Origin of the sequence: Microvirga sp. GCM10011540, assembly GCF_042650665.1 — a bacterium.
Lineage (GTDB): Bacteria > Pseudomonadota > Alphaproteobacteria > Rhizobiales > Beijerinckiaceae > Microvirga > Microvirga lenta.
Genome location: NZ_JBHSBQ010000031.1, coordinates 62,342 through 84,984 on the forward strand (window position 1 = coordinate 62,342; position 22,643 = coordinate 84,984).

Annotated in this window: 30 protein-coding genes; 12 read left to right on the forward strand and 18 right to left on the reverse strand. The window is 63.0% G+C overall.

The annotated features are described in order from the left end of the window. Nucleotides 1-18: 18 nt before the first annotated feature. From ACFOYU_RS11560 to ACFOYU_RS11580, 5 genes are all read right to left on the reverse strand, one after another. Nucleotides 19-285 (reverse strand): hypothetical protein, encoded by a 267-nt coding sequence (locus tag ACFOYU_RS11560; RefSeq protein ID WP_377033669.1) that lies wholly within the window; start codon nucleotides 283-285, stop codon nucleotides 19-21. 47 nt (nucleotides 286-332) lie between these two features. After that, nucleotides 333-527: an HWE histidine kinase domain-containing protein gene (locus ACFOYU_RS11565; protein ID WP_377033735.1), complete on the reverse strand. Its 195-nt coding sequence runs from the start codon at nucleotides 525-527 to the stop codon at nucleotides 333-335. 14 nt (nucleotides 528-541) lie between these two features. After that, complete coding sequence (locus ACFOYU_RS11570) at nucleotides 542-736, reverse strand: hypothetical protein (RefSeq protein WP_377033670.1); 195 nt, start codon at nucleotides 734-736, stop codon at nucleotides 542-544. A 176-nt stretch (nucleotides 737-912) separates the two neighbouring features. Further along, the gene (locus ACFOYU_RS11575; RefSeq protein ID WP_377033671.1) at nucleotides 913-1,368 is read right to left on the reverse strand and encodes a hypothetical protein; all 456 of its coding nucleotides are present in this window, start codon (nucleotides 1,366-1,368) and stop codon (nucleotides 913-915) included. A gap of 1 nt (nucleotide 1,369) precedes the next feature. Continuing rightward, the gene (locus ACFOYU_RS11580) at nucleotides 1,370-1,573 is read right to left on the reverse strand and encodes a hypothetical protein (RefSeq protein ID WP_377033672.1); all 204 of its coding nucleotides are present in this window, start codon (nucleotides 1,571-1,573) and stop codon (nucleotides 1,370-1,372) included. Nucleotides 1,574-1,838: 265 nt separating this feature from the next. On the opposite strand from ACFOYU_RS11580, the gene ACFOYU_RS11585 reads away from it, so the two are divergent. The 5 genes from ACFOYU_RS11585 to ACFOYU_RS11605 all read left to right on the forward strand — a co-directional run bounded on the left by ACFOYU_RS11585 (nucleotide 1,839) and on the right by ACFOYU_RS11605 (nucleotide 4,385). Continuing rightward, complete coding sequence (locus ACFOYU_RS11585; protein ID WP_377033673.1) at nucleotides 1,839-2,048, forward strand: cold-shock protein; 210 nt, start codon at nucleotides 1,839-1,841, stop codon at nucleotides 2,046-2,048. A 121-nt stretch (nucleotides 2,049-2,169) separates the two neighbouring features. Beyond that, complete coding sequence (locus ACFOYU_RS11590) at nucleotides 2,170-2,361, forward strand: hypothetical protein (protein WP_377033674.1); 192 nt, start codon at nucleotides 2,170-2,172, stop codon at nucleotides 2,359-2,361. Next, nucleotides 2,358-2,735: a DUF6481 family protein gene (locus tag ACFOYU_RS11595; protein ID WP_377033675.1), complete on the forward strand. Its 378-nt coding sequence runs from the start codon at nucleotides 2,358-2,360 to the stop codon at nucleotides 2,733-2,735. Before ACFOYU_RS11590 ends, ACFOYU_RS11595 begins: the two co-directional genes overlap by 4 nt. A gap of 67 nt (nucleotides 2,736-2,802) precedes the next feature. Beyond that, a complete protein-coding gene (locus tag ACFOYU_RS11600; RefSeq protein ID WP_377033676.1) occupies nucleotides 2,803-3,951 on the forward strand; it encodes a histidine kinase dimerization/phosphoacceptor domain -containing protein in 1,149 nt (382 codons plus the stop codon). A 92-nt stretch (nucleotides 3,952-4,043) separates the two neighbouring features. Beyond that, on the forward strand, nucleotides 4,044-4,385 hold the full coding sequence (locus ACFOYU_RS11605) for a response regulator (RefSeq protein WP_377033736.1): 342 nt from the start codon (nucleotides 4,044-4,046) through the stop codon (nucleotides 4,383-4,385). 39 nt (nucleotides 4,386-4,424) lie between these two features. Here the strand turns inward: ACFOYU_RS11605 and ACFOYU_RS11610 are convergent, their stop codons facing one another. Together ACFOYU_RS11610 and ACFOYU_RS11615 are read right to left on the reverse strand one after the other, a co-directional pair. Further along, a complete protein-coding gene (locus ACFOYU_RS11610) occupies nucleotides 4,425-4,646 on the reverse strand; it encodes a hypothetical protein (protein WP_377033677.1) in 222 nt (73 codons plus the stop codon). Nucleotides 4,647-4,720: 74 nt separating this feature from the next. Further along, nucleotides 4,721-5,959 (reverse strand): sensor histidine kinase, encoded by a 1,239-nt coding sequence (locus tag ACFOYU_RS11615; RefSeq protein WP_377033678.1) that lies wholly within the window; start codon nucleotides 5,957-5,959, stop codon nucleotides 4,721-4,723. 506 nt (nucleotides 5,960-6,465) lie between these two features. Between ACFOYU_RS11615 and ACFOYU_RS11620 the strand changes: the two genes are divergently transcribed. After that, nucleotides 6,466-6,690 (forward strand): cold-shock protein, encoded by a 225-nt coding sequence (locus ACFOYU_RS11620; protein WP_377033737.1) that lies wholly within the window; start codon nucleotides 6,466-6,468, stop codon nucleotides 6,688-6,690. Between the two features lie 106 nt (nucleotides 6,691-6,796). After that, nucleotides 6,797-7,024, forward strand: coding sequence for a hypothetical protein (locus ACFOYU_RS11625; RefSeq protein ID WP_202065424.1), 228 nt, complete (start codon nucleotides 6,797-6,799; stop codon nucleotides 7,022-7,024). A gap of 389 nt (nucleotides 7,025-7,413) precedes the next feature. On the opposite strand, the gene ACFOYU_RS11630 is transcribed toward ACFOYU_RS11625, so the two are convergent. Together ACFOYU_RS11630 and ACFOYU_RS11635 are read right to left on the reverse strand one after the other, a co-directional pair. Continuing rightward, entirely contained in the window at nucleotides 7,414-8,265 is an 852-nt protein-coding gene (locus ACFOYU_RS11630; RefSeq protein ID WP_377033679.1) for an EcsC family protein, read from the reverse strand. A 179-nt stretch (nucleotides 8,266-8,444) separates the two neighbouring features. Beyond that, complete coding sequence (locus tag ACFOYU_RS11635) at nucleotides 8,445-8,792, reverse strand: ion channel (protein ID WP_377033738.1); 348 nt, start codon at nucleotides 8,790-8,792, stop codon at nucleotides 8,445-8,447. A 465-nt stretch (nucleotides 8,793-9,257) separates the two neighbouring features. Here ACFOYU_RS11635 and ACFOYU_RS11640 point away from each other — a divergent pair, with 465 nt between their 5' ends. The 3 genes from ACFOYU_RS11640 (at nucleotide 9,258) to ACFOYU_RS11650 (ending at nucleotide 12,650) form a co-directional block, all read left to right on the forward strand. Further along, nucleotides 9,258-10,739 (forward strand): SulP family inorganic anion transporter, encoded by a 1,482-nt coding sequence (locus tag ACFOYU_RS11640; RefSeq protein ID WP_377033680.1) that lies wholly within the window; start codon nucleotides 9,258-9,260, stop codon nucleotides 10,737-10,739. 12 nt (nucleotides 10,740-10,751) lie between these two features. After that, nucleotides 10,752-11,606: a universal stress protein gene (locus tag ACFOYU_RS11645; RefSeq protein WP_377033681.1), complete on the forward strand. Its 855-nt coding sequence runs from the start codon at nucleotides 10,752-10,754 to the stop codon at nucleotides 11,604-11,606. A 288-nt stretch (nucleotides 11,607-11,894) separates the two neighbouring features. Then, nucleotides 11,895-12,650 carry a spermidine synthase gene (locus ACFOYU_RS11650; RefSeq protein ID WP_377033682.1) on the forward strand — a complete coding sequence of 252 codons (756 nt, stop codon included), beginning with the start codon at nucleotides 11,895-11,897 and terminating at the stop codon, nucleotides 12,648-12,650. Here ACFOYU_RS11650 and ACFOYU_RS11655 read toward each other — a convergent pair. Genes ACFOYU_RS11655 through ACFOYU_RS11680 form a run of 6 tightly spaced genes read right to left on the reverse strand, consistent with a single transcriptional unit; the run spans nucleotide 12,577 to nucleotide 16,985 of the window. Beyond that, a complete protein-coding gene (locus tag ACFOYU_RS11655; protein ID WP_377033739.1) occupies nucleotides 12,577-13,461 on the reverse strand; it encodes an MBL fold metallo-hydrolase in 885 nt (294 codons plus the stop codon). The two genes, ACFOYU_RS11650 and ACFOYU_RS11655, sit on opposite strands and share 74 nt — an antisense overlap. A gap of 30 nt (nucleotides 13,462-13,491) precedes the next feature. Further along, a complete protein-coding gene (locus ACFOYU_RS11660) occupies nucleotides 13,492-14,406 on the reverse strand; it encodes a 3-hydroxybutyryl-CoA dehydrogenase (RefSeq protein WP_377033683.1) in 915 nt (304 codons plus the stop codon). Between the two features lie 16 nt (nucleotides 14,407-14,422). Further along, a complete protein-coding gene (locus tag ACFOYU_RS11665; protein ID WP_377033684.1) occupies nucleotides 14,423-14,785 on the reverse strand; it encodes a TraR/DksA family transcriptional regulator in 363 nt (120 codons plus the stop codon). Between the two features lie 21 nt (nucleotides 14,786-14,806). After that, nucleotides 14,807-14,986, reverse strand: coding sequence for a hypothetical protein (locus ACFOYU_RS11670; RefSeq protein WP_377033685.1), 180 nt, complete (start codon nucleotides 14,984-14,986; stop codon nucleotides 14,807-14,809). Continuing rightward, nucleotides 14,983-16,599 carry a peptide chain release factor 3 gene (locus ACFOYU_RS11675; protein ID WP_377033686.1) on the reverse strand — a complete coding sequence of 539 codons (1,617 nt, stop codon included), beginning with the start codon at nucleotides 16,597-16,599 and terminating at the stop codon, nucleotides 14,983-14,985. Before ACFOYU_RS11675 ends, ACFOYU_RS11670 begins: the two co-directional genes overlap by 4 nt. Nucleotides 16,600-16,640: 41 nt before the next feature. Next, on the reverse strand, nucleotides 16,641-16,985 hold the full coding sequence (locus tag ACFOYU_RS11680; RefSeq protein ID WP_377033687.1) for a hypothetical protein: 345 nt from the start codon (nucleotides 16,983-16,985) through the stop codon (nucleotides 16,641-16,643). A 623-nt stretch (nucleotides 16,986-17,608) separates the two neighbouring features. Here ACFOYU_RS11680 and ACFOYU_RS11685 point away from each other — a divergent pair. Continuing rightward, nucleotides 17,609-18,274 (forward strand): hypothetical protein, encoded by a 666-nt coding sequence (locus ACFOYU_RS11685; RefSeq protein WP_377033688.1) that lies wholly within the window; start codon nucleotides 17,609-17,611, stop codon nucleotides 18,272-18,274. A gap of 98 nt (nucleotides 18,275-18,372) precedes the next feature. Here ACFOYU_RS11685 and ACFOYU_RS11690 read toward each other — a convergent pair whose 3' ends face one another. From ACFOYU_RS11690 to ACFOYU_RS11700, 3 genes are all read right to left on the reverse strand, one after another. After that, on the reverse strand, nucleotides 18,373-19,095 hold the full coding sequence (locus tag ACFOYU_RS11690) for a metallophosphoesterase (RefSeq protein WP_377033689.1): 723 nt from the start codon (nucleotides 19,093-19,095) through the stop codon (nucleotides 18,373-18,375). Further along, nucleotides 19,085-19,729 carry a class I SAM-dependent methyltransferase gene (locus tag ACFOYU_RS11695; protein WP_377033690.1) on the reverse strand — a complete coding sequence of 215 codons (645 nt, stop codon included), beginning with the start codon at nucleotides 19,727-19,729 and terminating at the stop codon, nucleotides 19,085-19,087. The genes ACFOYU_RS11690 and ACFOYU_RS11695 overlap by 11 nt, the downstream gene beginning before the upstream one ends. Before the next feature lie 264 nt (nucleotides 19,730-19,993). Then, nucleotides 19,994-20,389 carry a hypothetical protein gene (locus ACFOYU_RS11700; RefSeq protein WP_377033691.1) on the reverse strand — a complete coding sequence of 132 codons (396 nt, stop codon included), beginning with the start codon at nucleotides 20,387-20,389 and terminating at the stop codon, nucleotides 19,994-19,996. Nucleotides 20,390-21,259: 870 nt separating this feature from the next. Between ACFOYU_RS11700 and ACFOYU_RS11705 the strand changes: the two genes are divergently transcribed. Beyond that, nucleotides 21,260-22,483 (forward strand): MFS transporter, encoded by a 1,224-nt coding sequence (locus ACFOYU_RS11705; RefSeq protein ID WP_377033692.1) that lies wholly within the window; start codon nucleotides 21,260-21,262, stop codon nucleotides 22,481-22,483. Nucleotides 22,484-22,643 lie beyond the last annotated feature (160 nt).

A 22,643-nucleotide genomic window follows, 5' to 3' on the forward strand; every position in this document is an offset into this window, starting at 1 on the left:
CTCCTCTGGCCTGCCTCTCTACGTCAGCGGAACCGTAACCTGGATGTGCAATCCCTCGGGCCTGTAATCGGTCGTCACGTCCGCGTGGATCTGGGGACGTGAGTACGCGCTCCGGCAGATGTCAGCCGAAGCCCTGTGCGTCCGGGGCTCAACCGGTGGCCCGTTCCGTTCGATCCACTCGAACTGCAGCATTCGCCGGCCCTCGTCGGTCAGCAGGCTCCACACCACCGTGATCATCCCGCCGAATTCCGACCGGGCGCCATACTTCACCGCGTTGGTTGTCATCTTACGAGATCACCATGCCAATCGGCACGACCAGATCCGGCGACAGCTCAACCTGTGGCCCTAAGGATTTGATTACGCTTCCCGCCAGCATGGTCGTACGGCTCCAGTTCCGGGCAGACGAGCTCACGCAGCGTGAGAGCCCGCCAGCGTACTTCGGTCAGGAGGGAGTGCGTCTTCCCCAAGGAAGCGATGCGCTCTGTAAACGCCTGCTGGAACAGTTCGTGTCCCTCCTGGTCACAGATCGCTTCCGAGAGCCTTAACCAGCGGTCTGCTCCTCGTCTTCGTCAGAAAGGAGATCGTCGAGCATGTCAGCAAGATCCACCACCTGATCGGACGAGGCGCGAAAAACCGCAGTGTCGCCGGACTCATCCTCAATCCGGATGCGGTACTCTCCATCAACATGGGTGACGGCAACGTGGGCGATAGTCTTCATGATAGGAAATTGGGTCATGCGTGTCTCCGTAGCATAGCGAGAACACCTGTGCACCCGCGAGTGATCCACTCTAAGCGAGCGGATGGACAGTGGGTGGCGCCGGCCCAAGGAACGAGAGCTCCGCCAAGGCTGTTAGCGACCGCGCGTTGCGACGTATGACGATGTTCGTCACCTCGCCATCGTTCCGCAGGTTGTCAAAGGCGATGATGTGGGCCTTCGCTGGTGGCAAACATCTGGCGAAGGGCCTGTTGGAACTCATCATCCGGAGGATCGTTCGACCACAGGGCAAAGACGCCGCCAAGATGAAGGTGCGCTGCAAGGCGCGTCAGACCATCGACAGTGTAGAGCGCTGCATGGCTCGGATGCAGGACGTTCTTTGGCGAGTGGTCGATATCGACCAGGATCGCGTGGTAGCGGCGTCCTGGTTGGTCGGCATCGAAGCCCGCCTCCGAAGCAGCCCCGGCAGAGAAGTCGCCAAGAACCAGCCGGCAGCGCGGATCGAAGGTCAGCCCGGCTCGGAGGGGCAGCAGCCCCCGCTGGTGCCACTCGATCACCTCTGCAAGGGCGTCGACTACCAGGAGCGAGCCCACCTGGGCATGCTCCAGCACGGCGCGTGCGGTGTAACCGAGGCCGAGGCCGCCAACGATCACATCAAGGGACGTTCCGGACAGCGCTGCGAGGGCCGAGCCGTGCGAGGGCGATCTCGAATGCGGCGAACAGGCTCGACATCAGGAACTCGTCGCTGAGCTTGATCTCGTAGATGTCACGTCCACTCAGGAGATCGCGCCGGGGCCGAAGGCTGAGCACTCCCATCGGAGTGGGACGGTAATCAAGTTCCTGGAAGAGGGCGCTCATGGCATGTTCTCCTGCCGCTGGTTTGCATATGGGCACATTCAAGATTTGTCTAAATCAAACAGCAAGACACACAGCACTTGTTAATATCTAAGATACGTTCTATATAAGTATTATCGGATTTTGGCCGGACAATCGGGTCGTTTCGCTTTTGGTATTGCCAGGCGCACGTTCGGACTTTCTCACCATTACATCGACGAACCGAGTTCAGGCCGCGCTTCTGCGCGCCTTTGCTCACGTGCACTCACGCATACTCAAGGATATTCCCATGGATACGGGCACCGTAAAATTCTACAACGACATGAAGGGCTTCGGCTTCATCGCGCCGAGCAATGGCAGCAAGGACGTGTTCGTCCATGCCACCGCGCTTGAGCGCGCCGGCATGCGCAACCTCGTCGAAGGCCAGAAGGTCTCCTTCGATACGGCCGAAGACCGCCGCTCCGGCAAGATCGCCGTCAACAACATCGAGGCGGCATAAAGCGCGTCTCTTCGGTGCAGTCTTACCTGCACCGAGCCATCAAGGCCGCTCCCCATGGGAGCGGCTTTTTTGTTTGCCTTCATGGTGCTGCCACTGCGCAGTCCCACACTGGAGAACCAAGATGTTTCATAAATACAAGATCCGACAGATGGTGCGCCTCGTACGTGCGCCGATCTCCGACAGCCGTGTCAGCGGCAGCGGCGTCTACGAGGTGACCCGCCTCATGCCGGCCGACGAGACCGGCGAAGTCTCGTACCGGATCCGATCAGGTGCGACGGAGCGTGCTGTTCGAGAGCATGAGATCAGAGCATGAGCGGCTTCCGGGACAAGGGTTTTAGCGACCGGCTGAGCACGGCCCAGAACGCCCGCAAGGCCATGCTGGAGCGCGTCCGGGCAAAGCCAGGTGCCGACGATCCGGCTGTGGCTGAGCGCAGAGCAGCACGGCAGGCGATCAGCACCGCCCGTGAGGCGCGGCTGGCCGAACGCGAGGCCGCCAAGATCGCCGAGCAGGTCCGCGAGACTGCGGAGCGGGAGGCGCGCCAAACTGCCGAACAGGAGCAGCTCCTTGCTCAGGAAGCTAACGAAATTGTAGAGAGAGCAGAGGCAGCCGAGCGTCAGATTGCTCTGGAAGCCGAGCAAAAGGCAGCTCGCGATGCCCGCTATGCCGCCCGAAAGGCGCGCAAGTGAGCTGAGCCGGGATATCGGCAGAACACCTAGCGACCTGTCACTTCACCCACATCACACCGGAGTGGCCATGAACGAGTTTGAGGAGAACAAGGCAGGCACCCCTGAACGAACTGTCTCTGAACGCCACATCGAGGGTGTTCGGCAGGAAGGCGGGCTGTTCGTCGAGGCTGTTCGGCGGACCCGCATGCCGATGCTCGTAACCGACGCCACCCTGCCGGGCAACCCCATTGTTTTTGCCAACCAATCGTTTGTCGACCTGTCGGGCTACAGCATGGACGAGCTGCTCGGGCAAGACCCGCACTTCATGAACGGCGAGGGTACCGACCCGGAGGCCATCCGGCGCTATGAGGCCGCGATTCTGGAGCGACGGGACGAGACGCTGGAGATCCTCCAGTACCGCAAGGACGGCACCCCGTTTCGGGCCATGCTGTTCGCCAGTCCTATTGATGACGGACAGGGTACCGTCACCAGCCACTTTCTCTCCTACCTCGACATCACCCGACGCTACGACGCCGAAGAGGACCTTCGGATCCTTGCTTCGGAACTGGAAGTCCGAGTGGCGGCCAGAACCCGGGAGCTGGAAGCAGCCAACACCAGGCTGTCGGCTCTGGTCGCCGAGCGGGAGATGCTCCTGGTGGAGGTCAACCACCGCGCCAAGAACAGCCTTGCCATTGCGGCCTCCCTCCTGGCGATCCAGGGACGGCGGCAGCCCGATCCGGCCGTCAGGGCTCAGTTTGAGGAGGCTCAGGAACGTCTCAACGCCATGGCGCGGGTACACGACCTCCTCAGCAAGTCGGAAAAGGCTCAACGCGTCGACGTTTCCGTGTACGTGGCAGACTTGTGCCAGGCGTTGAGGCCGATCACGGAAAACGATAATCGCATCCGCCTTGAGACGACTATGGAGAATGGGATCCTGGTGGATGCCGACACGGCGGTGCCGCTTGGGATTGTGCTCACCGAACTCGTCACTAACGCCGTCAAGTACGCTTTCCCGGCACCACGATCAGGGACGATCCTTGTCCAGGGGTACCGCAGCCAGCCGGGATGGGTCGAATTGGTTGTCCGGGATGATGGAATTGGGGTATCGCAGCTTCGAGAAGGATCGCTGGGATACGGCCTCGTTCGGTCCCTCATTCAACAGATCCGGGGTGAGATCGACGTGCGCAGCGATCCGGGGGTGACGGTGACGATCTCGTTCCCTGAGGCTGCACAATAGAGCCGCGTCGTTCCGGTAAGCCGTATGCAGCCGGATAGGGTTGATGAAGTAATCTGGCTGTCCGTGCACGCACGCCATATCCTGTGAGCAGTATGAAAATTCTAGTCGTAGAAGATGATGCCTTCGTGCGTGAGATGGCTGTGGCGGGACTGGAAGATGCCGGGTTCGAGGTCGTCGAAGCGGCAAGCGGCGGGGAAGCCCTGCGGCTCCTGCACGCCGGGATTACCGTTGATGCCCTGCTCACCGACATTCGCATGCCGGAGGCCAATGGCTGGGAGGTCGCCAAGGCCTGCCGCGAGCGCTTTCCCGATCTGCCCGTGGTGTATGTGACAGGGTATGCGGAGCAAATGCAGCCTGTCCCCGGAGGGATCATCATCTCGAAGCCCTACAGGATGGCTCACGTGGTTGGCGTCTTGAATACATTGCATGCCTGAGGGCAGAAACTTCAAGAAGACGCCCCTTTGACAGGCGGTTCATCCTTGCGCGATGGCATCCAGGATGAGCTGCCGGTGGATACGCCACTGCTCAAGCGCCTCTTCGAAGTTCTGAAGCAGTCGCTCGGCTTGGGTCGTATCCTGCCCCCTCTCGGTCATTTGCTGGATGAGGATGATCTGCTCGGCCACACGCCTCTCACCCGCAGCGATGTCCCGGTTAGCCTTGGCCAAGTGTTCGCGTTCTTGCTGTTGGTCCGGCATGCTACCCGATCATGCGCCTGATCGCTCACATAGGCCACACATTTCGCAAAATCCCCTTTTCGAACTCGCAGGGATCAGGTGATGACCGGGAATTGGACGGTGGTCGTGGTGCCCTTCTTCGAGCTGTCCTGTTCGACCTGACCACCAACCTGAGCCGCGAGAGAGGCGATCAGCCGCGTACCCGACCCCTCAGGTCGGGACGGGTCAATCCCGCGGCCATTGTCGGAGACAGTCAAGCGAGCCTCCCCCACACCCACACCCGTCACGAGCCGAACCGTGATTGCCCCTCCGTCGACCCCAAAGGCATGTTTGGCGCTGTTGGTGATGGTCTCATTCACGATTAGCCCCACGGGAACAGCCCGGTCGATCAGAAGCTCGATCTCATCCGCCTGAACCTCGATGGTGATGTTCTCAAGCTGCTGCTCGATGTTGGAGCATAATGCCCGGAGGTAGGCTGAAAGATCGATCAACCGCGTACCAGACCCAAGCCCCTGCGAGGGGTTGAGCTGGTCATGCGCCAGGGAGATCGCGTTGATGCGGTTCGCAACGTGGTCCAGAACCCGTCGTGCGGGCTCCTCATCGATGCGCCGGCGCTGTAAGGCAATCATCGAGAGGATGATCTGGAAGTTGTTCTTCACCCGGTGCTGCATCTCGGCCAGGAGCTCCTGCCGCTGCTGCGCCCCTCTGGAGGCCGTGGCGATAGCCTCAGCCTCCCTTTCTGCCGCCTGAAAGCGCCGGATGACGGTGCCGAGCGTGGCCGCCGCTGCCGTCATGAAGTTCAGGGTGTCGGCGCTGAACTCACGGGGTGTGGCGCTGTCTACCTCCAGCACACCCCAAGCCGCTCCATCGACAAGGATCGGGACGTTCGCGAGAGACACGATGCCGTGCTCCTTCATGACGGGTGAGATCGTAAATTCGGTCGTAGTGCCAGTGTCCGTGACGACCACCGCCTCTCCCGTCTGGTAAGCGCGTCCTGCCGGGGATCCGAGAGCGGTGGAGAAGGTTGCGGTGCCGACAACGCCTTCCTTCCAGCCGATCCCGGCCACCTGCAAAAGGTCGCCAGTCTGACGGCGGTACTGCAAGATCTTGACGTGTTTGATCTCGACTGCACGTGCGACCTGGACAACAGCCTGATCGAAGAAGCGGTTGAGGTCGAGTTGCTGGGAGGCAAGCCGACCCAGATCAACGATGATCCGCATGTGGCGGCGGAGCTTGTCGGCGCTTTCCAGTGCCGCCTCCACGGCCTCCTTCTTGGCCGCCCCTGTGGCCGTCTTCTTTGAGGGTGGGGATGAGGGTGGGGATCGTGTCGTCATGGTGATAATGCGGGAAAAGCGCGGAGGGTGCAGGTTTCCCTGCGGGTGGTGTCAATCTGTTATACCTCGACGCCTGGGTTTAAGCTTTAGAGGATCCCTTAGGACTAGATGTCACATCCGGGTCAACCGCAGGCATTAACCTATGTTAGTTTCTGCTGGCCCCTTTGTAGGGGAACCAAGCAGAACAGTTTGAGCATCCCATCACTTTGCGGTCACCTGTCATGCCTACTTCCAACGATCCGACTAATCCCAGAGCAGTTTGAGCCATTTGGAACAGGGCCAGGGCTCGTTCAACAAGCTCACTCATGAAGCTGCCCAAGCGATAAAGCAAACCCGGGCCAAGTCGCCTGGTCATAAGCCTTGAGACAGTCCGAGGCGGCTGGATGGTCGGACGCGCTGTCCTCAACAATCCGGCACAACGCCGAAATCAAACCCCAGCCGGCGGCAGGCTCTTGACCTCCTGGGCAGGCGCGGCAGGATAATCCTGCACAAGCGCACCTACTAGACTGAAGGAATCTTCAACGGCGACGGGTATTGTGAAGTGTTATAATGAAACAAAGGGCTATGGCTTCATTCAGCCTGACAACGGCGGCAAGGACGTCTTCGTCCATGCATCGGCCTTGGAGCGTGCCGGCCTGCGCGGTCTGGCTGAGGGACAGAAGATCTCCTACGAAGTCGAGTCTGACCGCCGCACCGGCAAGGAGTCGGCTGGGAACTTGAAGACGGCCTGATCAGGCCTTTCATCCGTTTTGCGACAGAGGCCGCCCAACCATGGGGCGGCCTCTGCGTTTTTGCTGATCCAACATTTCCACGCGTCGAAGGAAAGGAAAACGACCATTGGCCCGCAAGAAGTCAAAGCCCGTTGAGAGCGGCTATGCCCTGTTCGACGTTGTCTACGAGGATGGCTCCCGCAGCTCGAACCGGCGCGTCCCGCGCGCTCTTCTGGGTGGGCTCGAAGGTGATGAGCCCGCCCGGAGAACCATTGAGGAGCAGGACAATGCGATTGCCGAGAAAGCTGGCCGCCCCCGCGTTCCGATCAAGAAGATCACGCGCACACCAGGCTAGCGAATCCCGGGGGAGATGAGCTCCCGGTACCAAGAATGGACACGCTTTGCAGGTTTTGGTCAGAGACAACGTTGACCGGGCCCTTTGGGCCCTCAAGCGAAAGATGCCGCGGCAAGGCGGAAGCCCTCCGTGGAGGATTGATCGCGGCGCACCCTTATCACCTGCATCCCGCCAGAGACAGCAGAGTCGCAATATCGGATCGCCTCCGTTCACCGGTACGCGATCCGCATCGCGCGAGCACGAACTCTGCCGGACACCACAGCCCCGGCCTGTGGCCTAGAAGTCATGTCAACGCAATCACGCCAACAATGCCGTGACGCCGTCCCGTTCGAAGCCTTGGCCCGTGAGCCAGGTGACCTGGTCAAGCGGCACTCGGCTCCGAATGCGCCTTACGGCCGCGGCAGAGAGGCCGGCTCCTTGTCGGAGGCGGGGCCGATGCCCGCCCGGTCCTGGATGTCGTCGTAGGCCTCCCGTACTACCGCCCGGCCATAGGTCCGCTCCAGCCGCCGCACGGTGAAGTGGGCCCGGGCGAGGTCCTGATAGTGGTCCATGAAGGCCGTGTTTACCGCCGCGCCACCGAGCGCCCCAATGACGGGGACAGCCTGCGCCGCGACCTTCTGCGAGACCGCGATGCCGAAGCGAGTGGCGATCTCCGAGGCCAGCCGGATCAACACCGGTGCGCCCTGCCCAACGAAGCCATGCTCAGTGATAAAGCGCGCCGCCTCCGCCATGGACTGCGCCAGCGCCGCCCGCACGGCGAAGTAGCTGCTCTCCGCAGGGTTCGCGTCCTCCTTGCCACTGCCCAGAGCGAAGACTTGGACGCAGGACAGCGCCGCCTCCGGATCCGACAAGTCCTCGCCCTCCTGACGCGCGATCTCGGCGATGGACCGCAGGATCAAGGTGGTCGAGACGGGGAGTTCCACCGGCAGCGTGGCGAGACCAAAGGCGCCGCCAAGAGCGCCTGAACTGGCGGCAGCCACCTTGTGCAGCAGCTCGCTGCGCCACAAGGGCTTCGCGGTCATGGTCGTCATCGCCAGCCGCAAAGCTACCATCAGGGCCTTCTGGCTGGTGCGGGCCACCAGCCCAGAGATCGCCTTAGGTGTCAGGTTGCCGATGATCTCCACCGGCTTGCCGGCCAGCCCCGCCAGCCGGGTGATCCAGTTGGGTTGCTCCAAGATTGCGACGGCCTGTTCCAGCGCGAGGCGGTCATCATTGGCAATGTCCAGCTTCAGAATGGTCATGCTGGCTCAACGCGCCGGGAAGCAGAAACTTTCCGCCGAGAGCCCGACCTCAGGCGTTCGAACGGTCAAAAAGGAAAAGCCCACATCGGTTGCGGCGTCCGCGATCAACGGACTCTTGGAGCACTGTTGTGCGGAGGAGCCGGCACCGCCGCAAAGAGTTCTGCAAATCCCAAGCAGGGTCACATGCGGGCGGCGATGTCCGCTCTCAGAGCCGCGATCTCTGCCCGCAGGGCGGCCAAGTCGGTACTGCTCGCGGTGTCCGTCTCCGGGGACGCGGCATCGCGTTCAACGAAGAAGGAGGCGAAGCTTGCGGTGATGTAGCCGAACACGGCAAAGCCATACAGCGACAGCAGGAAACAGAGGATGCGGCCCTCCAGGCTCTTGGGCCAGAACTCGCTTCCCATGGTCGTCAGGAGCATCCCGATCCACCACAGAGCATCCCAATAGCTGGCGAAGCCCCCCTGTACCTCCGAGGCGGGCTCGAAAGCCAGCATGCCGCCGGCGCCGAGCAGGGTGATCAGTATTATAAGGCCTGCTGCTTGTGGGCCGGTTGGGAATGATGCAAGCCCGAAGTGGGATCAGAAACAGGAACAGCCAAGCAAATTGCGCTCCAACTACCCTACGGTCTCGTAGTCACAAAAACGCGAATCTAGCCCCTAGAGACTGGTAAGCCGCATCATGGCTCAGGGTAAGCTTCACTAAGGCTTCACTAAGGCTTCCTCTTTCAATGACAGTTCGACTGTGTTAGGAGGACTGCACCTGATTGCTGCAGCGCAGCACGGTTTCAACCCCAGAACAAAGCGAGCCGATGTAGTCTAATCCGCCACCCTTGTACGTCTTGTCGCGCCCTCTCGGGGCTCGCGGCACCCGTGGTGTTGATCAGCACATCCTTATCTCGGCTTGCACGCATCCTGCGTTCCATTTCCTGTCACACCTCTTCACATCCAGCTTCTGGCCTGGTTAGGCCCGAGAGCATCCTGGAGCATTTTCCCATGAATTTCGCACGTCTGCGTGCCGAGTGGTTCGGCAACATCCGCGGCGACCTCCTCGCCGGCCTCGTCGTCGCGCTCGCCCTCATTCCCGAGGCGATTGCCTTCTCCATCATCGCGGGGGTCGACCCCAAGGTCGGTCTCTACGCCTCCTTCTCCATCGCGGTCATCATCGCCTTCGTGGGCGGCCGCCCGGGCATGATCTCGGCGGCTACCGCAGCCACCGCCGTGCTGATGATCACCCTGGTTAAGGAGCACGGCCTGCAATACCTGCTGGTCGCCACCATCCTGGCGGGCGTCCTCCAGATCCTGGCGGGCATCCTCCGCCTCGGCTACGTCATGCGGTTCGTGTCGAAGTCGGTCATGACGGGCTTCGTCAACGCGCTCGCCATCCTGATCTTCATGGCTCAGCTCCCTGAGCTGACCAACGTTCCGTGGCTGACCTATGTCATGGTCGCCGGCGGGCTGGCTATCATCTATGGCTTTCCCCGGATCACGAAGGTGATCCCGTCGCCACTGGTGTGCATCGTCGTGCTGACCGCTATCTCGCTGGTGCTCGGGCTGGATCTGCGCACCGTCGGCGACATGGGCGAACTGCCCTCCACCCTGCCGGTGTTCCTGCTGCCGGACGTGCCGCTGAACCTGGACACGTTCCTAATCGTCCTGCCCTATTCGGCGGCCGTGGCGGCGGTTGGCCTGCTCGAATCCCTCATGACCGCGACCATCGTCGACGAGCTGACCGACACGCCCAGCGACAAGAACCGGGAGTGCGTCGGCCAGGGCATCGCCAACGTCGCGACAGGGTTCCTCGGCGGCATGGCGGGCTGCGCCATGATCGGCCAGTCGGTGATCAACGTGAAGTCCGGCGGGCGCGGGCGCCTGTCCGCCTTCGCCGCGGGTGTGTTCCTCCTGTTCCTGATCGTCGTCCTGGGTGACTGGGTCAGCATCATCCCCATGGCGGCCCTGGTGGCGATCATGATCATGGTGTCCATCGGCACCTTCAGTTGGACCTCGCTCAAGGACCTCGTGGTCCATCCGCGCCGGTCGAGCATCGTCATGCTGGCAACCGTCATCGGCGTCGTGGCCACCCACAACCTGGCCATCGGCGTGCTCATCGGCGTGCTGCTGTCGGGCATCTTCTTCGCCTCGAAGGTGGCGCAGATCTTCCGCGTCACCTCCACACTCTCGGAAGACGAGACCCAGCGCACCTACATCGTCGAAGGGCAGGTGTTCTTCGCCTCCGCGGACGACTTCGCGGCAGCCTTTGACTTCAAGGAAGCGCTGGAGCGGGTCCGGATCGACGTCAGCCGCTCGCACATCTGGGATTTGTCCGGGGTGGCCGCGCTCGATAAGGTGGTCCTCAAGTTCCGCCGGGAAGGCACCGAGGTCGAGATCATCGGCCTCAACGAGGCGAGCACGACCATCGTCGACAAGCTCGCCATCCACGACAAGCCCGGCGCCCTTGAGCGCCTGATGGGCCACTAAGGAGGAAACGCCATGACAAAGATACTCGCCTTCATAGACGGGTCGCAGTACGCGCAGAGCGTCTGCGACCTCGCCGCCTGGGCGGCCAGCCGGGCCCCGGCCTCCGTCGAGATCCTGCACGTCCTGGGCCGGCGCCAGGTCGCCAGCGCCCCGGTCGACCTGAGCGGCAACCTGAAGGTCGACGAGCGTGACGAGCTTCTGAGCGAGCTCGCGGCCCTCGACGAGCAGCGCTCGAAGCTGGCGCTCAAGCGGGGCCGCCTTCTTCTTGACGAGGCGAAAGCCCGTCTGAAGGCAGCGAACGTCGCGGAGGTGTCCACCAAGCTCCGCAACGGCGACATCGTCGAGGCCGTCGAGGAATTCGAAGGCGGCGCCGACCTCCTGATGATCGGCAAGCGGGGCGAGGCGGCGGACTTCGCCAAGGGGCATCTCGGATCGAACCTGGAGCGCGTCGTGCGCTCCAGCCACAAGCCGATCCTGGTGGCGGCCCGGGCCTTCCGGCCGATCAACCGCTTTCTCATCGCCTATGACGGTGGCGCCAGCGCCAACAAGGCCGTCGACCACGTGATCCGCTCGCCTCTCCTGCGCGGGCTGGATTGCGAGATCCTGATGGTCGGCTCCGGCGAGGGCCAGCCGCGGTTCCAACTTGACGCTGCGGCCCAGCGGCTGCGGGATGCGGGCTACAACGTCGAGGCGCACCTGCTGCCCGGCAGCCCCGAGGAGGTGATCGGCAGCAGGGTGGAGCAGGATGGGATCGACCTTCTGGTGATGGGCGCCTACGGCCACACCCGGATCCGCAGCCTCATGGTCGGCAGCACGACCACGGCCATGATCCAGCGCTGCAAGGTCCCGGTGCTGCTCTTCCGATAAGGCTCTTCGGCCAAGCGCGGAACGCCGATGCCCTTTAGCCCCGGCGTTCCACCGTCGGACAGCTGTGATGACACTGTCCAACGCAGACATGGAGGTTATGCCCTCTTGGCCAAGGCTGGCCTTGGCCATCCGCAAGGGGAGCGATTGAGGACAACGTCTCCGAGAAGATGGTGGTCATCCATGGATTATCCGATTGGACCGCTGCTCAAGGCACTTGCGAAACGCGTCGTCAGCAACATCAAGGCCGCTCAGGAAACGCAGGGACAGGTTGGGAGAGGAAGCAAGCGAATGAGCCTGTACTTTGAGGAGCTCGATTACCGGCCAACGCCGATTGGGGCGCTGAGCCTGCGCCGCCGCCGGGAACACTCTCTGGGCATCGATGTCTTCGAGATCAAGCTCGGCGACGAGCACCTGATGTCCAGCCTCTTCACCGCATCGGAGATCGCGTTGGCTCGCCTTGGTTTGGCGGAGCTCGCCGGCTCCGGCCATGATGTGGTCGTCGGCGGTCTCGGCCTCGGCTATACGGCACAGGCCGTGCTGGAGGATGAGGTGGTGAAATCGCTCATCGTCATTGAGATGCTGGAGCCGGTGATCGACTGGCACGAGAACGGCATGTTGCCGCTCGGCCCCGTTCTGAAGGCCGATCCCCGGTGCCGGCTCGTGCTCGGCGACTTCTTTGCGATGGCGGCATCACCGCAGGGGTTCGATCCGAATGCGCCCGGCCGGCGCTTCGACGCGATCCTCGTGGACATCGACCACTCCCCGGATTTTTTGCTCGACCCGCGGAGTGCCGCTTTCTATCAGCCTGAGGGGCTGCGCCGGCTCGCAGGCCATCTCAACCCGGGCGGCGTTTTCGGCCTCTGGTCCGACGCGTTGCCGGACGAGGCGTTCACGGCGCGCCTCGCTACGGTTTTCGCGGAGGCTCGTTCCGAGCGCGTAACCTTTCACAATCCGCTTCAGGATCGGGACTTCACCCAGACCGTGTACCTGGCGCGGACAGCGGATCGGCCGGAAACACGAGGCTCTGGCCCTCCCGGGCAATGAAGGCCTCTGGCATTTCGCTTTTGACGTGCTTTTCGAGATCCCTCAGGAAGCCATCGTCGTGGGCTGGGTTGAGATGGACGATGGCCAAGGCCTTCGCTCCCGCCGCCTGGCACAACTGCACACCCTTTTTCCACGTTGAGTGGCCCCACCCCTTGCGGTCGGGGTACTCTGCCTCCAGGAACATGCCGTCAAAAATCACAAGGTCTGCCTCCCGGACGAAATGAAGGAGCGGCTCCGGGGGCCAGGGCTCGGTATGTTCAATGTCGCTGATGTAGCAGACAGCCCGGCCGCGATGCTCGAAGCGATATCCGGTGGCCCCTTGAGGATGGTTGAGCGGAAGGGTTTGCACCTCTTGGCCGTCAGGAAAGCGGAGCGTCTCGCCGGCCCTGAACCCAACATGCTCGATGTCCCCTGGCAGCTGATCGAGATGCACAGGAAACAACGGCGGCGAAAACATCCGCTCAAGAGCGGCTTCGGAGCTATCGCCCCCGAGGTTGCCGCAGTGAATACGGAGGTGCCCCCCGAGGAGAACGGGCTTGAAGAAGGGCAGGCCCGAGGTGTGATCCGGGTGGAGATGGCTCAGCAGCAGATCGATCTCCGGAGGAGCCTTGTCGACAAGCTCCATCCCGAGGGCCGTGAGACCCGTTCCGGCGTCCACGACAAACAGACGTTCACCGCAGCGGATTTCCACGCAGGCGGTGTGTCCTCCAAACTCGGAATAGTCCGGTCCTGAGGCGCAGAAAGATCCCCGCACCCCCCAGAACTTGACGCCAAGGGCCGTCGCGTCAGGAAAACCAGTCGAAGACATCATCACCTCTCCTGTCGATCCCGGCCTCAGCTCTCATCGCGAGGGCACCGGCTTCTCACCGCGGTAGTCATAGAAGCCGCGCCTCGTCTTTCGGCCCAGCCACCCGGCCTCGACATACTTCACCAGCAATGGGCAAGGCCGGTACTTCGTATCCGCGAACCCTTCGTGCAGCGTCTGCATGATGGACAGGCAGGTGTCGAGGCCAATGAGGTCGGCGAGCTGGAGTGGTCCCATGGGATGGTTCGCCCCAAGCCGCATGGCCGTGTCGATGGCGTCGACGGAACCGACGCGCTCGTGGACGGCATAAATGGCTTCGTTGATCATCGACAGCAGGATGCGGTCGACAATGAAGGCGGGCGAGTCCTCGGACACGGTCGCGATCTTGCCAAGCGTGCTGACGAACGCCTTCGCCGCTTCGTAGGTCGAGTCCTCGGTCGCGATGCCGCGGATCAGCTCGACGAGTTGCATTGCGGGCACCGGGTTCATGAAGTGGATGCCGATGAACCTCTCAGGACGGTCGGTGGCGGCCGCCAGGCGGGTGATCGGGATCGACGACGTGTTGGTCCCGATGATCGCATCGGGGTGCAACGATGGGCAGAGGTCGGCGAGGAGCTCGCGTTTCACCTCCTCGTTCTCGGTTGCGGCCTCGATGACGAGGTCACACATGGACAGGTCGTCGTAGCTGGGCGCTGGAACGATCCGGCCCAACGCGGCTTGGCGGGCCTCTTCGGAGATCACCCCCTTGGAAACCTGCCGCGCCAGGTTGCTGTCGATGGTCTCCAGGCAGGCGCTGGTCCGCTCCTCAGTGAGATCGTTCAGGCGAACATCGAACCCTGCAACGGCACAAACCTGGGCGATGCCGCTGCCCATCTGACCTGCACCGACCACGCCGATGGTCCTGGCCGGAATTGACGAGGTGGAATGCCCTTCGTTGAGATCTTCGTCCATTTCAGGCCTCCATGGCTCAATGGGCCTTGCCGGCGCAGGCGACGCAGAGGTGAAACGTCGGGTCGACATTGAGGCGGCCCTCCGAGATCTCCTCGCCACAGTCTGTGCAGTAGCCGAACTCGCCTTCGTCCATCCGAGCCAGCGTTCTGAGAATCTTCTGCTGTCGGACCTTGCGCCGGCGCTCGCCCTCCTTGGCCATGGCCTGGACCTGCATGGCGTCCATGCGGGCAAGCCTGCCGACGCTCTGCTGGTCCAATTGGACCGGAGCCGTGGCGCTGGCGTTCTCCTGCAACAGCGTGTCGAGCTCGTTCAGCTCTTCCAGTAGCCGGGGGCGGAAGCGACTGCAGCGTTCGACATCCTGTTCGGTGAGGGGTGGCATTTCCTGTTCCTTCTTCATCAATCACTGTGGTCGGGCGAGCGCCCGCTGACGGGCGCGGGGCCGCAGGTAGTCGATCTTCTGCGCAAGCGCGCTCTCGCTCATGCCCCTGGCCTCCGGCACAAGACGGCGGATGTCGAAGGCGCTGGAGGCAGGACGGGCCACGAGGATGCGGGCGATCAGGCGGTCGAGGTCCCTGGTCATACCTGTCCCCTTTCACGGACCGTCGCGAAGGTAATGGCCGGCCATTCCTCCATGACCCGGCGCAGCGTCCAATCGTTGCGCGCGAGGAAGACGAGATTACCGTCCCGATCCTCCGCCAGGTTGGCGCGATGCTGGGCCGAGAAGCGCTCTACCACATCAGGATCCGGGCTGGTGATCCACCGCGCGGCCTCGGACGGCGCGGCTTCGTAGCGGATCGGCACACCGTATTCCTGCTTGAGGCGGGAGACGAGCACGTCGAGCTGCAGGGCTCCGACCACGCCAAGGATGGGCTGCGAGCCAAGCACCGGATGGAAGACTTGGACCACCCCCTCCTCGGCGAGGTCCTGCAGGGCCCGGTTGAGCTGCTTGGCCTTCATCGGATCCTCGATCAGCACCCGTCTCAAGAGTTCCGGGGCGAAGTTCGGGATGCCGCCGAAGCGTAGCACCTCGCCTTCCGTCAGGGTGTCGCCCACCCTGAGGGTGCCGTGGTTCGGGATGCCGATGATGTCGCCGGGATACGCCTCGTCGGTCGTTTCGCGCTCCTGGGCGAAGAACAGGATCGGCGACGAGACGGTGATGAAGCGCTTGTCCCGCACGTGGAACAGCTTCATGCCGCGCCGGAACCGGCCCGAGCACAGGCGCACGAAGGCGACCCGGTCGCGGTGGTTCGGATCCATGTTGGCCTGGACCTTGAACACAAAACCAGTGACGGTCTCCTCGTGCGGCTGGACGGTCCGCTCATCGGTTTGGCGGGCCGACGGCCCCGGCACCCAGCGGGCGAGGCAGTCCAGCAGTTCACTGACACAGAAATTGCGAAGGGCGCTGCCGAAGAACACCGGCGAGAGATGGCCTTCGTTGAAGGACTGCGCGTCAAAGTCGGGCAGAGCCCCCCGGGCGATCTGCACCTCCTCCAGAGCGGGGCCTGCGATCCGCTCCTCGATCCCGGTGCGGGACGCCAGATCATCAAGGCGGTCGAGGGCGACGGCGTGCCCGAACGGGCTCGTCCGCTCCGCCACCGGCAGGAGCGCGCGCTTGCCCTTGATGTCGAGGCAGCCCCGGAAATCCGATCCCATGCCGATGGGCCACGTCATCGGCACCAGATCCAGGGCCAGGCCCGAGGCGATCTCGTCGAGCAGGGCCAACGGGTCCAGCCCCTCGCGGTCGACCTTGTTGATGAACGTGACGATGGGAATGTCGCGCAGGCGGCAGACCTCGAACAGCTTGCGGGTCTGGCTCTCGATGCCCTTGGCGGCATCGATGACCATGATGGCGGCATCGACGGCACTGAGGGTGCGATACGTGTCCTCGCTGAAGTCGGAGTGGCCGGGCGTGTCGAGGAGGTTGAAGACGATCCCATCCCGCTCGAAGGTCATGACGGAGCTTGTGACCGAGATCCCGCGGGCCTGCTCGATCTCCATCCAGTCCGAGCGCGTCCGGCGGCGTTCACCGCGGGCCTTCACGTGCCCGGCGAGCTTGATGGCCCCTCCGAAGAGAAGCAGCTTTTCAGTGAGCGTGGTTTTTCCCGCGTCCGGGTGCGAAATGATGGCAAAGGTGCGGCGTTGCCGGGCCTCAGTGGCGATTGGGGTGGGCGAAAGAGGTGAAACGTGCAGCATGATCCGTCATCCAGTTGGGCCAAAGGGTGGATGACGGCGACCTATGGTTCCTGGCCCAAGGACCTCCGTGCATGGGTGGTGTCCAGGAGTTCGAAAAGCTGCTCGTATTGCAACGATGTCAGATCATCGAACAGGTACCGCGCCGTATCGATGCGCCACACCAGATCCCGAAGGGCGGCTGCCGTGGAAGGTGGCGTGGAGGGCGAATTCTCAAGCAGGGATCTTGCCTGCTCGACTAGGGGGCTGTCGGCGGTGAGATGTAGGCCTTCCTCGCCTGCCAAATCGACGAGGGCCAGCATCAGCCGCATGAAATACACGGTGCTGACCGGCTCTGGAGGCCCGGCCTCACTGTGACGGTCTGGTTTGATGAAAGTTTGCAATTCCAAAATAAATGCTCACGGGTTTGTTACCAATGACCCATGCGCACGCCGATTTCCCTGGAAACCAGGGAACATGCGCGCCAAGCTCAAATCGTGGCGCGCTTGCTGCGTCAGATGCGCAAGCGCGATGCGCTTGCGGTCAGACGAGCGGAACAGCGTCCACACCGATCTAAACTTGGCTCAACCGAATTTTTCGGGGAACCAGATGTTTATATAGGCGACCCGATTGCGCTTGTGAATACCCAATTGGGCGTCAGCAACATTCTGGAAGATCAGTCAAGCCACACGGCAACGCTTGGGAAACCGCCTGCGCACAGCAACCTCGGTTGGGCCAGATCTGGAACTTCACACCCCCAAAGGTATTCACAAACCGGACGGCTTATTCTATTGAGCGTCTCGGTTCCCCCACATTTTGGTTGAGCCAAGTTCAGAACTATCGCGGTCGTTGATCGCTCGTCGCACAGCTTGCCTGTTCAGGCAGCCTGGGAAGATGAGCTGAATGCGCCCGCTCCGGTTTGGGCTTGGCGCATCGATGGTCCGGCATCCCGGATGCATCGTCAGTGATCCCGATAGCTTCGCATTCCACGAGGCCGCGCCTTGCCGCGGCATGATCGGAAAAGGAGCCTTGAATGGATCATGTGACTAATCGTGAAGTGTTGATCCCACTCGATGAGCGGGACAGCCGCAGTGCCGGCGACGACAACCAGACACGGACGAGGCTGACCGCGTCCGCCGGCATGTTGCAGCCGGGACGGCGCGAGTTCACCCATGGCCACTACCGTGTGATCGCGGGCGAGCGCAAAGGGCTCAATGTTGCCATCGCCTATCTCGGGGAACGCCGGATCGACCAGGTGGTCGCCGACCGTCTTGAGGATGCTGTCGCTAGCCTCATCGAAAGCCTCGACGAGCGCCGCCGGCGTTACGCGGAGGCTCGCATCGAGGGCATCCCCTCGGCTGAAGAGTATCGTGAAGCCCTCGAACGCGGCGCCTCCGCCTTGAACGGCGCCCGCGGTTTCCTGTTCTGGCATCTGCGAGCACCGGATCAGCGCACCACATTCGGCGACCTCTCCCGGCTCGCCGGATCGCATCCTGAGGACGTCACCGGAGCCTACTTGCGGCTTGGGCGCCGCCTCTCGACCATCCTCAAGTTCAGGCCAGCCGGGTTGGATGCACGTCTCAAGCCCATTCTGACCCTTGCCGAGGCCACTGAGGCTGCTGATCCGCACCTGATCATGTGGACATTGCGCCCGGAGCTCGTCGCCGCATTGAATAACATCCAGCCGGTGCCATCCTGAGGGGGCCGATACCGCAGGACCAGTCCTGAGGTGACAGGCTGGTCACTGATCCTGAACGAGCTCACCCTGCTTGGGCGGGCTCATCCTCGTATGGCGGATCAGAGCTCAAGCATCGCATAGGGCCGCCCGGTCGGCTTCTCGATATGGGAGGCGACGTTGTACACGATCTGCCCGCCCGGGGTGCGCCCCTCATACTTGCCCACGTGGGCATGTCCATGCACGATGGCGCTGACCTTGAAGCGGTCGATGGTCTCGGCCAAGCGCGACGAGCCCAGGAAGGGATAGATCTCCAACGGCTCTCCCTCGATTGTCTCGGTGACCGGAGCGTAGTGGAGGACGACGAGAGAGCGCTCGCTCCGCACCGTCCGCATGGCGTTTTCCAAACGCAGCGCCTCGTTGACGGTCTCGGAGACGAATTGCTTGTAGAGCGGCTCGCCAAAGGCTCCGAGCATCCGACGGCCGAAGCCGCCGCCAAAGCCTTTCGCGCCGACGAAGCCAACGCCGCCGATCTCAACCGCCGTGCCATCGAGCAGGTGGACACCGGCATCCCTGACGATGTGTGACACTTCCTCCACGTGCCCGCAGTCGTAGTCATGGTTGCCCAGGACCGCCACAACAGGAATCGAGCAGAATTTCAGATCATCGACGAAGATCTCCGCCTCGCTCGGTTTGCCGAGATCCGTCAGGTCCCCTGCCAGCACCAGAACATCTGCCTTCTCCGAGATCTCCGCAAAGAGCTCCCGATGGGCAGACTTCTGCGTTTCCTTGATGTGAAGGTCTGCCATTGCCGCGACCTTCAGCGGCCCATCCTTAGTTGCCATATGAGATTTCCTCGTCGACGCGTTCCATGATGGTTTGCCAAGGGCGCTGGTTGATCCGTTGTCCCTGGCAGTCGTTGATGACCACGGTCTCGCGCACGCGCCGAAAGAACGACGTGCGGCCGATGACTTCGAGCAGGTCCCACTCGTCCTCGCCGAGGAGGAAGTCATGCAGGATACGGACCGAGGGCATGGCGTAGTCGTCGACGGCCATCAGGCCTCCGACCCTGAGCCTTTGCTCGGTGTAGTGCCAGTCCAGGCAGGGAAACGGGAAGCGATGCGCCCCGTCGATGAACACGAAGTCCAGCTCACTCGGTATTCCGGCGTCCCGCGTCAACGCCACGTCCGAGCTCTCATGGATGAAGGTCAGGTCGGCCGGCGCCCCGTGTTCCGCGAGCCAGGCGCGAATCCGCTGCGCCTCGCCCGGATCCAGGGTGATCGCCGTATGCCGGGCCCCGGCGAGGGCGAAGGCCACCGTCGATTGCCCCGAGCCGGTCTCCAGGGTCCGCATTCCCGGCGTGACGTGGCGGACGATGAAACGGAGGACGTCGGGATGAACGGACCAGTTGGCCGGCGTGCCGTCACTCCAGGCCTGGAACGACGGGTTCTCCAAAATCAGACGCTCTAGGAGGTCCATGCGACCTCCCTGATGTGCGGGAGCGGCATCGCGCAATCCACTTCGCCACTGTGGGTGTCAGGAATGAGAGTGACGTTCACACGCGTGAACGACGGCCGGGACAGGCGGACCCAGTGGGGCCTGGCCTGGGCTGATCCTCGGACCAGCCGCCTCGGACCTACGGCGGCGTTGAAGAGCGGGAATGCGAGGGCGCGAAAGGCGTCATGGTGCGGTAAGTAGGAGCCCGCTCAGAAAAGTGAAGCGGCACCCGCAGGACGGACGGGGTCAAGGGAGCACCCTCCAGCCGTCGATCAGGCGGGGGAAATACTCCCGGATCGAGAGCAGGTCCTCCTCGCGGTCCAGCTCGATCACGGTCCACTTGAGAACCGATCCGAAGGCAAACTGCCCCTGCGCCCTGCTGTCGAGGTGCTCCCGCATCTGGCGCAGTTGGGACACGCTGATCTCCCGTCGCAGATAAACCCTTGCGATGGCCCCATCGACCAGCGGGACGTCGCGGCGCCCCACAGGTTGCCCATTTCCCTCCCAGGGCGGCTTGGGGGTTGAGGCCTTTCCTGAGCCGGAATGGTCTCCGTCGGGATCAGCGTGTACCTCGTCCGCGGACGAGCCCAGAACGAGGCCGCCCTGTTCCGGCAGTGCGAAATCTTCTTTGTCCAGCGCCATGCTTGCCTCCGTCATGTGGCGGGGCAGCCAACGGCGAGTTGACGGGGCGCAGCTATGCACCGTCGAACGGGATCCTGCCGCGCTAGCCAGAACAACCCTTGTTGTTTGGGCGACCACGGACGGCAGGATCCACGATCCCATGGATCATTTCGCCTTAGCTGTTCCGCGATTGCGCGCATCGAAGCCCACCAGATCATGGTGGGGAGCGGCCAACTGGCCGCTCCGTCAAACATAGTGCTTGGGCGCGCGTCTGTGTATCGGGAATTCGCGCTCCTTCGCCCTGTCACCAACTCGTGACAAGGCGCTGCTCCGCCGCGGCGGGAGCTTGGGCCGGCGAGGGATCCCACGGCGAGAGGGAACCGCGGCCGGTGTGAAGGCTTCCCCAGAGGAGACCCGGATGGGAGGAACGCCGCATGTCCGACACGCCACAGCCCGATGCTCCGTCTCCGCAGCCGAGTGTGCCGGCCCCTACTCCTGATCCCATCCTGCCGCCTCCCGGACCTCCTGGGCTGCCAGGCAATGACGCGCCTGCCGGCATTCCGCCAGGATCGCCAAGCGAGGTGCCCGCCCGGGACGTGCCGCTCGGCATCCCGCCGGGCACGCCGCAAGAGGTACCAAGCAGACCCACGCCCGGGCAGCCGAGGACAGGGTGATGGGATCGGAGGGCGCGCTGTCGCCCCACCATGAGCGCTCCACGTCAGTCCGAGATTGCTCCGCCACACCAGCCAGGCCACGCATGCACTGTCACATCTGAGTTGCTCTTGCTGGCAGGGCACGCTAGAAATCCAGGGTCGCCCATCGCTGCGACCTAATTGACCGCACCGGCCCAGGTGCTGTCCTGACGCCCCATCACAGTTGGATCGAATAGTGTTGAGCGCTCACTCCAGCGGCCTCAGAAGGCTGCACTGGCTGGCCGGCGGGTTCCTGCTGACGTTTTCGTCCGCGTTCGGCCAGACCTTCTTCATCGCCGTCTTCGCCAACGACCTCAAAGCGGAATTCGACCTCAGCGACGGGGGTTTCGGGGCCTTCTACATGGTCGCAACACTCGCGAGCGCTGCCACCTTGATGTCCATCGGTCGCGTGGCGGACCGCAGCCACCTGCGATGGGTTGCCGTGCTGACGCTCGGCGGCTTGGCGCTCGTCTCGGCTGCCATGGCCGCCACGGCATCGGCCTGGATGCTGATCCCGGTGCTGTTCGGCCTGAGGCTCTTCGGCCAGGGGCTCCTCGGCCATATATCCATGACAGCCATGGCCCGATGGTTCGTCGCCGGCAGGGGCCGCGCGATCTCAATCGCCGCGATGGGATTTCCCGCAAGCCAGGCCGTCATCCCTATCGTCGCGGTCGCACTCACCGGCGCCTATGGCTGGCGGACCACTTGGTTGCTCGGCGCCGCGGCTCTGCTGGGTGTTGCGGCCCCGCTGACCATTTATCTCTTCCGAAGGGAGCCTGGAGGGTTTGAGGCGGCTTCCGAGGATCAGGCCAGCCCGAGGGCCGCACCGGCGAGGCGCCAATGGACGCGGGCCGAGGTTCTGCGGGATCCGATCTTCTACGCCCTGATGCCGGGGGTGCTTGCGTCACCGTTCGTGGTCACGGGGATCTTCTTCCACCAGGTCTCCATCGTGCATGCGAAGGGCTGGGATCTGGCCTGGTTCGTCGGCTGGTACGCTGCGCATGCGCTGGCCACCATTGGTGCCACGTTCGCCACGGGATGGGCCGTCGACCGCTTCGGCTCGTCCCGTATCCTCCCGGGTTTTCTCGCGCCCCTGATTATCGGCATTGGTGTTCTCGCGCTGTTCGACAGCCCTTACGCCGCTCCGGTGTTCATGGTCCTGTCCGGCCTCAGCCTGGGCAGCGCCAACACGGTTCTGGGCGCCATGTGGGCGGAGCTCTACGGAACCCGACACCTGGGGTCGATCCGCGCCGTCGCATCCGCCGGTGGTGTCTTTGCCTCGGCTCTGGCGCCAGGGCTCATGGGTGTCTTACTCGACTATGGGGTGTCGGTTACAAGCCAACTGTTGATGCTGGCGGGGTACACCCTGGCGTCGGCTTGCATGTTGGTCGTGGTCGCGCCGCGATTGCGTCGGGAGAGATGAGTGAAGCTGTCACGCCTCCTGGCCGCGCAGGCCCGCCGGATAGACCATCATGATGGTGTCCTGGCCTGCTACCCTCAGCACGGGCGATAGTACTGCAGGTACTCGATGTACCTCCCCAGGTTATGCGTCCAATAGGCGATCTTACTGCTGCTTTGGGCCT

Bases quoted from the DNA above. Each gene is read 5' to 3' on its own strand.
- ACFOYU_RS11560 (WP_377033669.1), bottom strand. From the start codon at position 285: ATGACAACCAACGCGGTGAAGTATGGCGCCCGGTCGGAATTCGGCGGG.
- ACFOYU_RS11570 (WP_377033670.1), bottom strand. From the start codon at position 736: ATGACCCAATTTCCTATCATGAAGACTATCGCCCACGTTGCCGTCACC.
- ACFOYU_RS11580 (WP_377033672.1), bottom strand. From the start codon at position 1,573: ATGAGCGCCCTCTTCCAGGAACTTGATTACCGTCCCACTCCGATGGGA.
- ACFOYU_RS11585 (WP_377033673.1), top strand. From the start codon at position 1,839: ATGGATACGGGCACCGTAAAATTCTACAACGACATGAAGGGCTTCGGC.
- ACFOYU_RS11590 (WP_377033674.1), top strand. From the start codon at position 2,170: ATGTTTCATAAATACAAGATCCGACAGATGGTGCGCCTCGTACGTGCG.
- ACFOYU_RS11595 (WP_377033675.1), top strand. From the start codon at position 2,358: ATGAGCGGCTTCCGGGACAAGGGTTTTAGCGACCGGCTGAGCACGGCC.
- ACFOYU_RS11600 (WP_377033676.1), top strand. From the start codon at position 2,803: ATGAACGAGTTTGAGGAGAACAAGGCAGGCACCCCTGAACGAACTGTC.
- ACFOYU_RS11605 (WP_377033736.1), top strand. From the start codon at position 4,044: ATGAAAATTCTAGTCGTAGAAGATGATGCCTTCGTGCGTGAGATGGCT.
- ACFOYU_RS11610 (WP_377033677.1), bottom strand. From the start codon at position 4,646: ATGCCGGACCAACAGCAAGAACGCGAACACTTGGCCAAGGCTAACCGG.
- ACFOYU_RS11615 (WP_377033678.1), bottom strand. From the start codon at position 5,959: ATGACGACACGATCCCCACCCTCATCCCCACCCTCAAAGAAGACGGCC.
- ACFOYU_RS11630 (WP_377033679.1), bottom strand. From the start codon at position 8,265: ATGACCATTCTGAAGCTGGACATTGCCAATGATGACCGCCTCGCGCTG.
- ACFOYU_RS11640 (WP_377033680.1), top strand. From the start codon at position 9,258: ATGAATTTCGCACGTCTGCGTGCCGAGTGGTTCGGCAACATCCGCGGC.
- ACFOYU_RS11645 (WP_377033681.1), top strand. From the start codon at position 10,752: ATGACAAAGATACTCGCCTTCATAGACGGGTCGCAGTACGCGCAGAGC.
- ACFOYU_RS11650 (WP_377033682.1), top strand. From the start codon at position 11,895: ATGAGCCTGTACTTTGAGGAGCTCGATTACCGGCCAACGCCGATTGGG.
- ACFOYU_RS11655 (WP_377033739.1), bottom strand. From the start codon at position 13,461: ATGATGTCTTCGACTGGTTTTCCTGACGCGACGGCCCTTGGCGTCAAG.
- ACFOYU_RS11660 (WP_377033683.1), bottom strand. From the start codon at position 14,406: ATGGACGAAGATCTCAACGAAGGGCATTCCACCTCGTCAATTCCGGCC.
- ACFOYU_RS11665 (WP_377033684.1), bottom strand. From the start codon at position 14,785: ATGCCACCCCTCACCGAACAGGATGTCGAACGCTGCAGTCGCTTCCGC.
- ACFOYU_RS11670 (WP_377033685.1), bottom strand. From the start codon at position 14,986: ATGACCAGGGACCTCGACCGCCTGATCGCCCGCATCCTCGTGGCCCGT.
- ACFOYU_RS11675 (WP_377033686.1), bottom strand. From the start codon at position 16,599: ATGCTGCACGTTTCACCTCTTTCGCCCACCCCAATCGCCACTGAGGCC.
- ACFOYU_RS11685 (WP_377033688.1), top strand. From the start codon at position 17,609: ATGGATCATGTGACTAATCGTGAAGTGTTGATCCCACTCGATGAGCGG.
- ACFOYU_RS11690 (WP_377033689.1), bottom strand. From the start codon at position 19,095: ATGGCAACTAAGGATGGGCCGCTGAAGGTCGCGGCAATGGCAGACCTT.
- ACFOYU_RS11695 (WP_377033690.1), bottom strand. From the start codon at position 19,729: ATGGACCTCCTAGAGCGTCTGATTTTGGAGAACCCGTCGTTCCAGGCC.
- ACFOYU_RS11700 (WP_377033691.1), bottom strand. From the start codon at position 20,389: ATGGCGCTGGACAAAGAAGATTTCGCACTGCCGGAACAGGGCGGCCTC.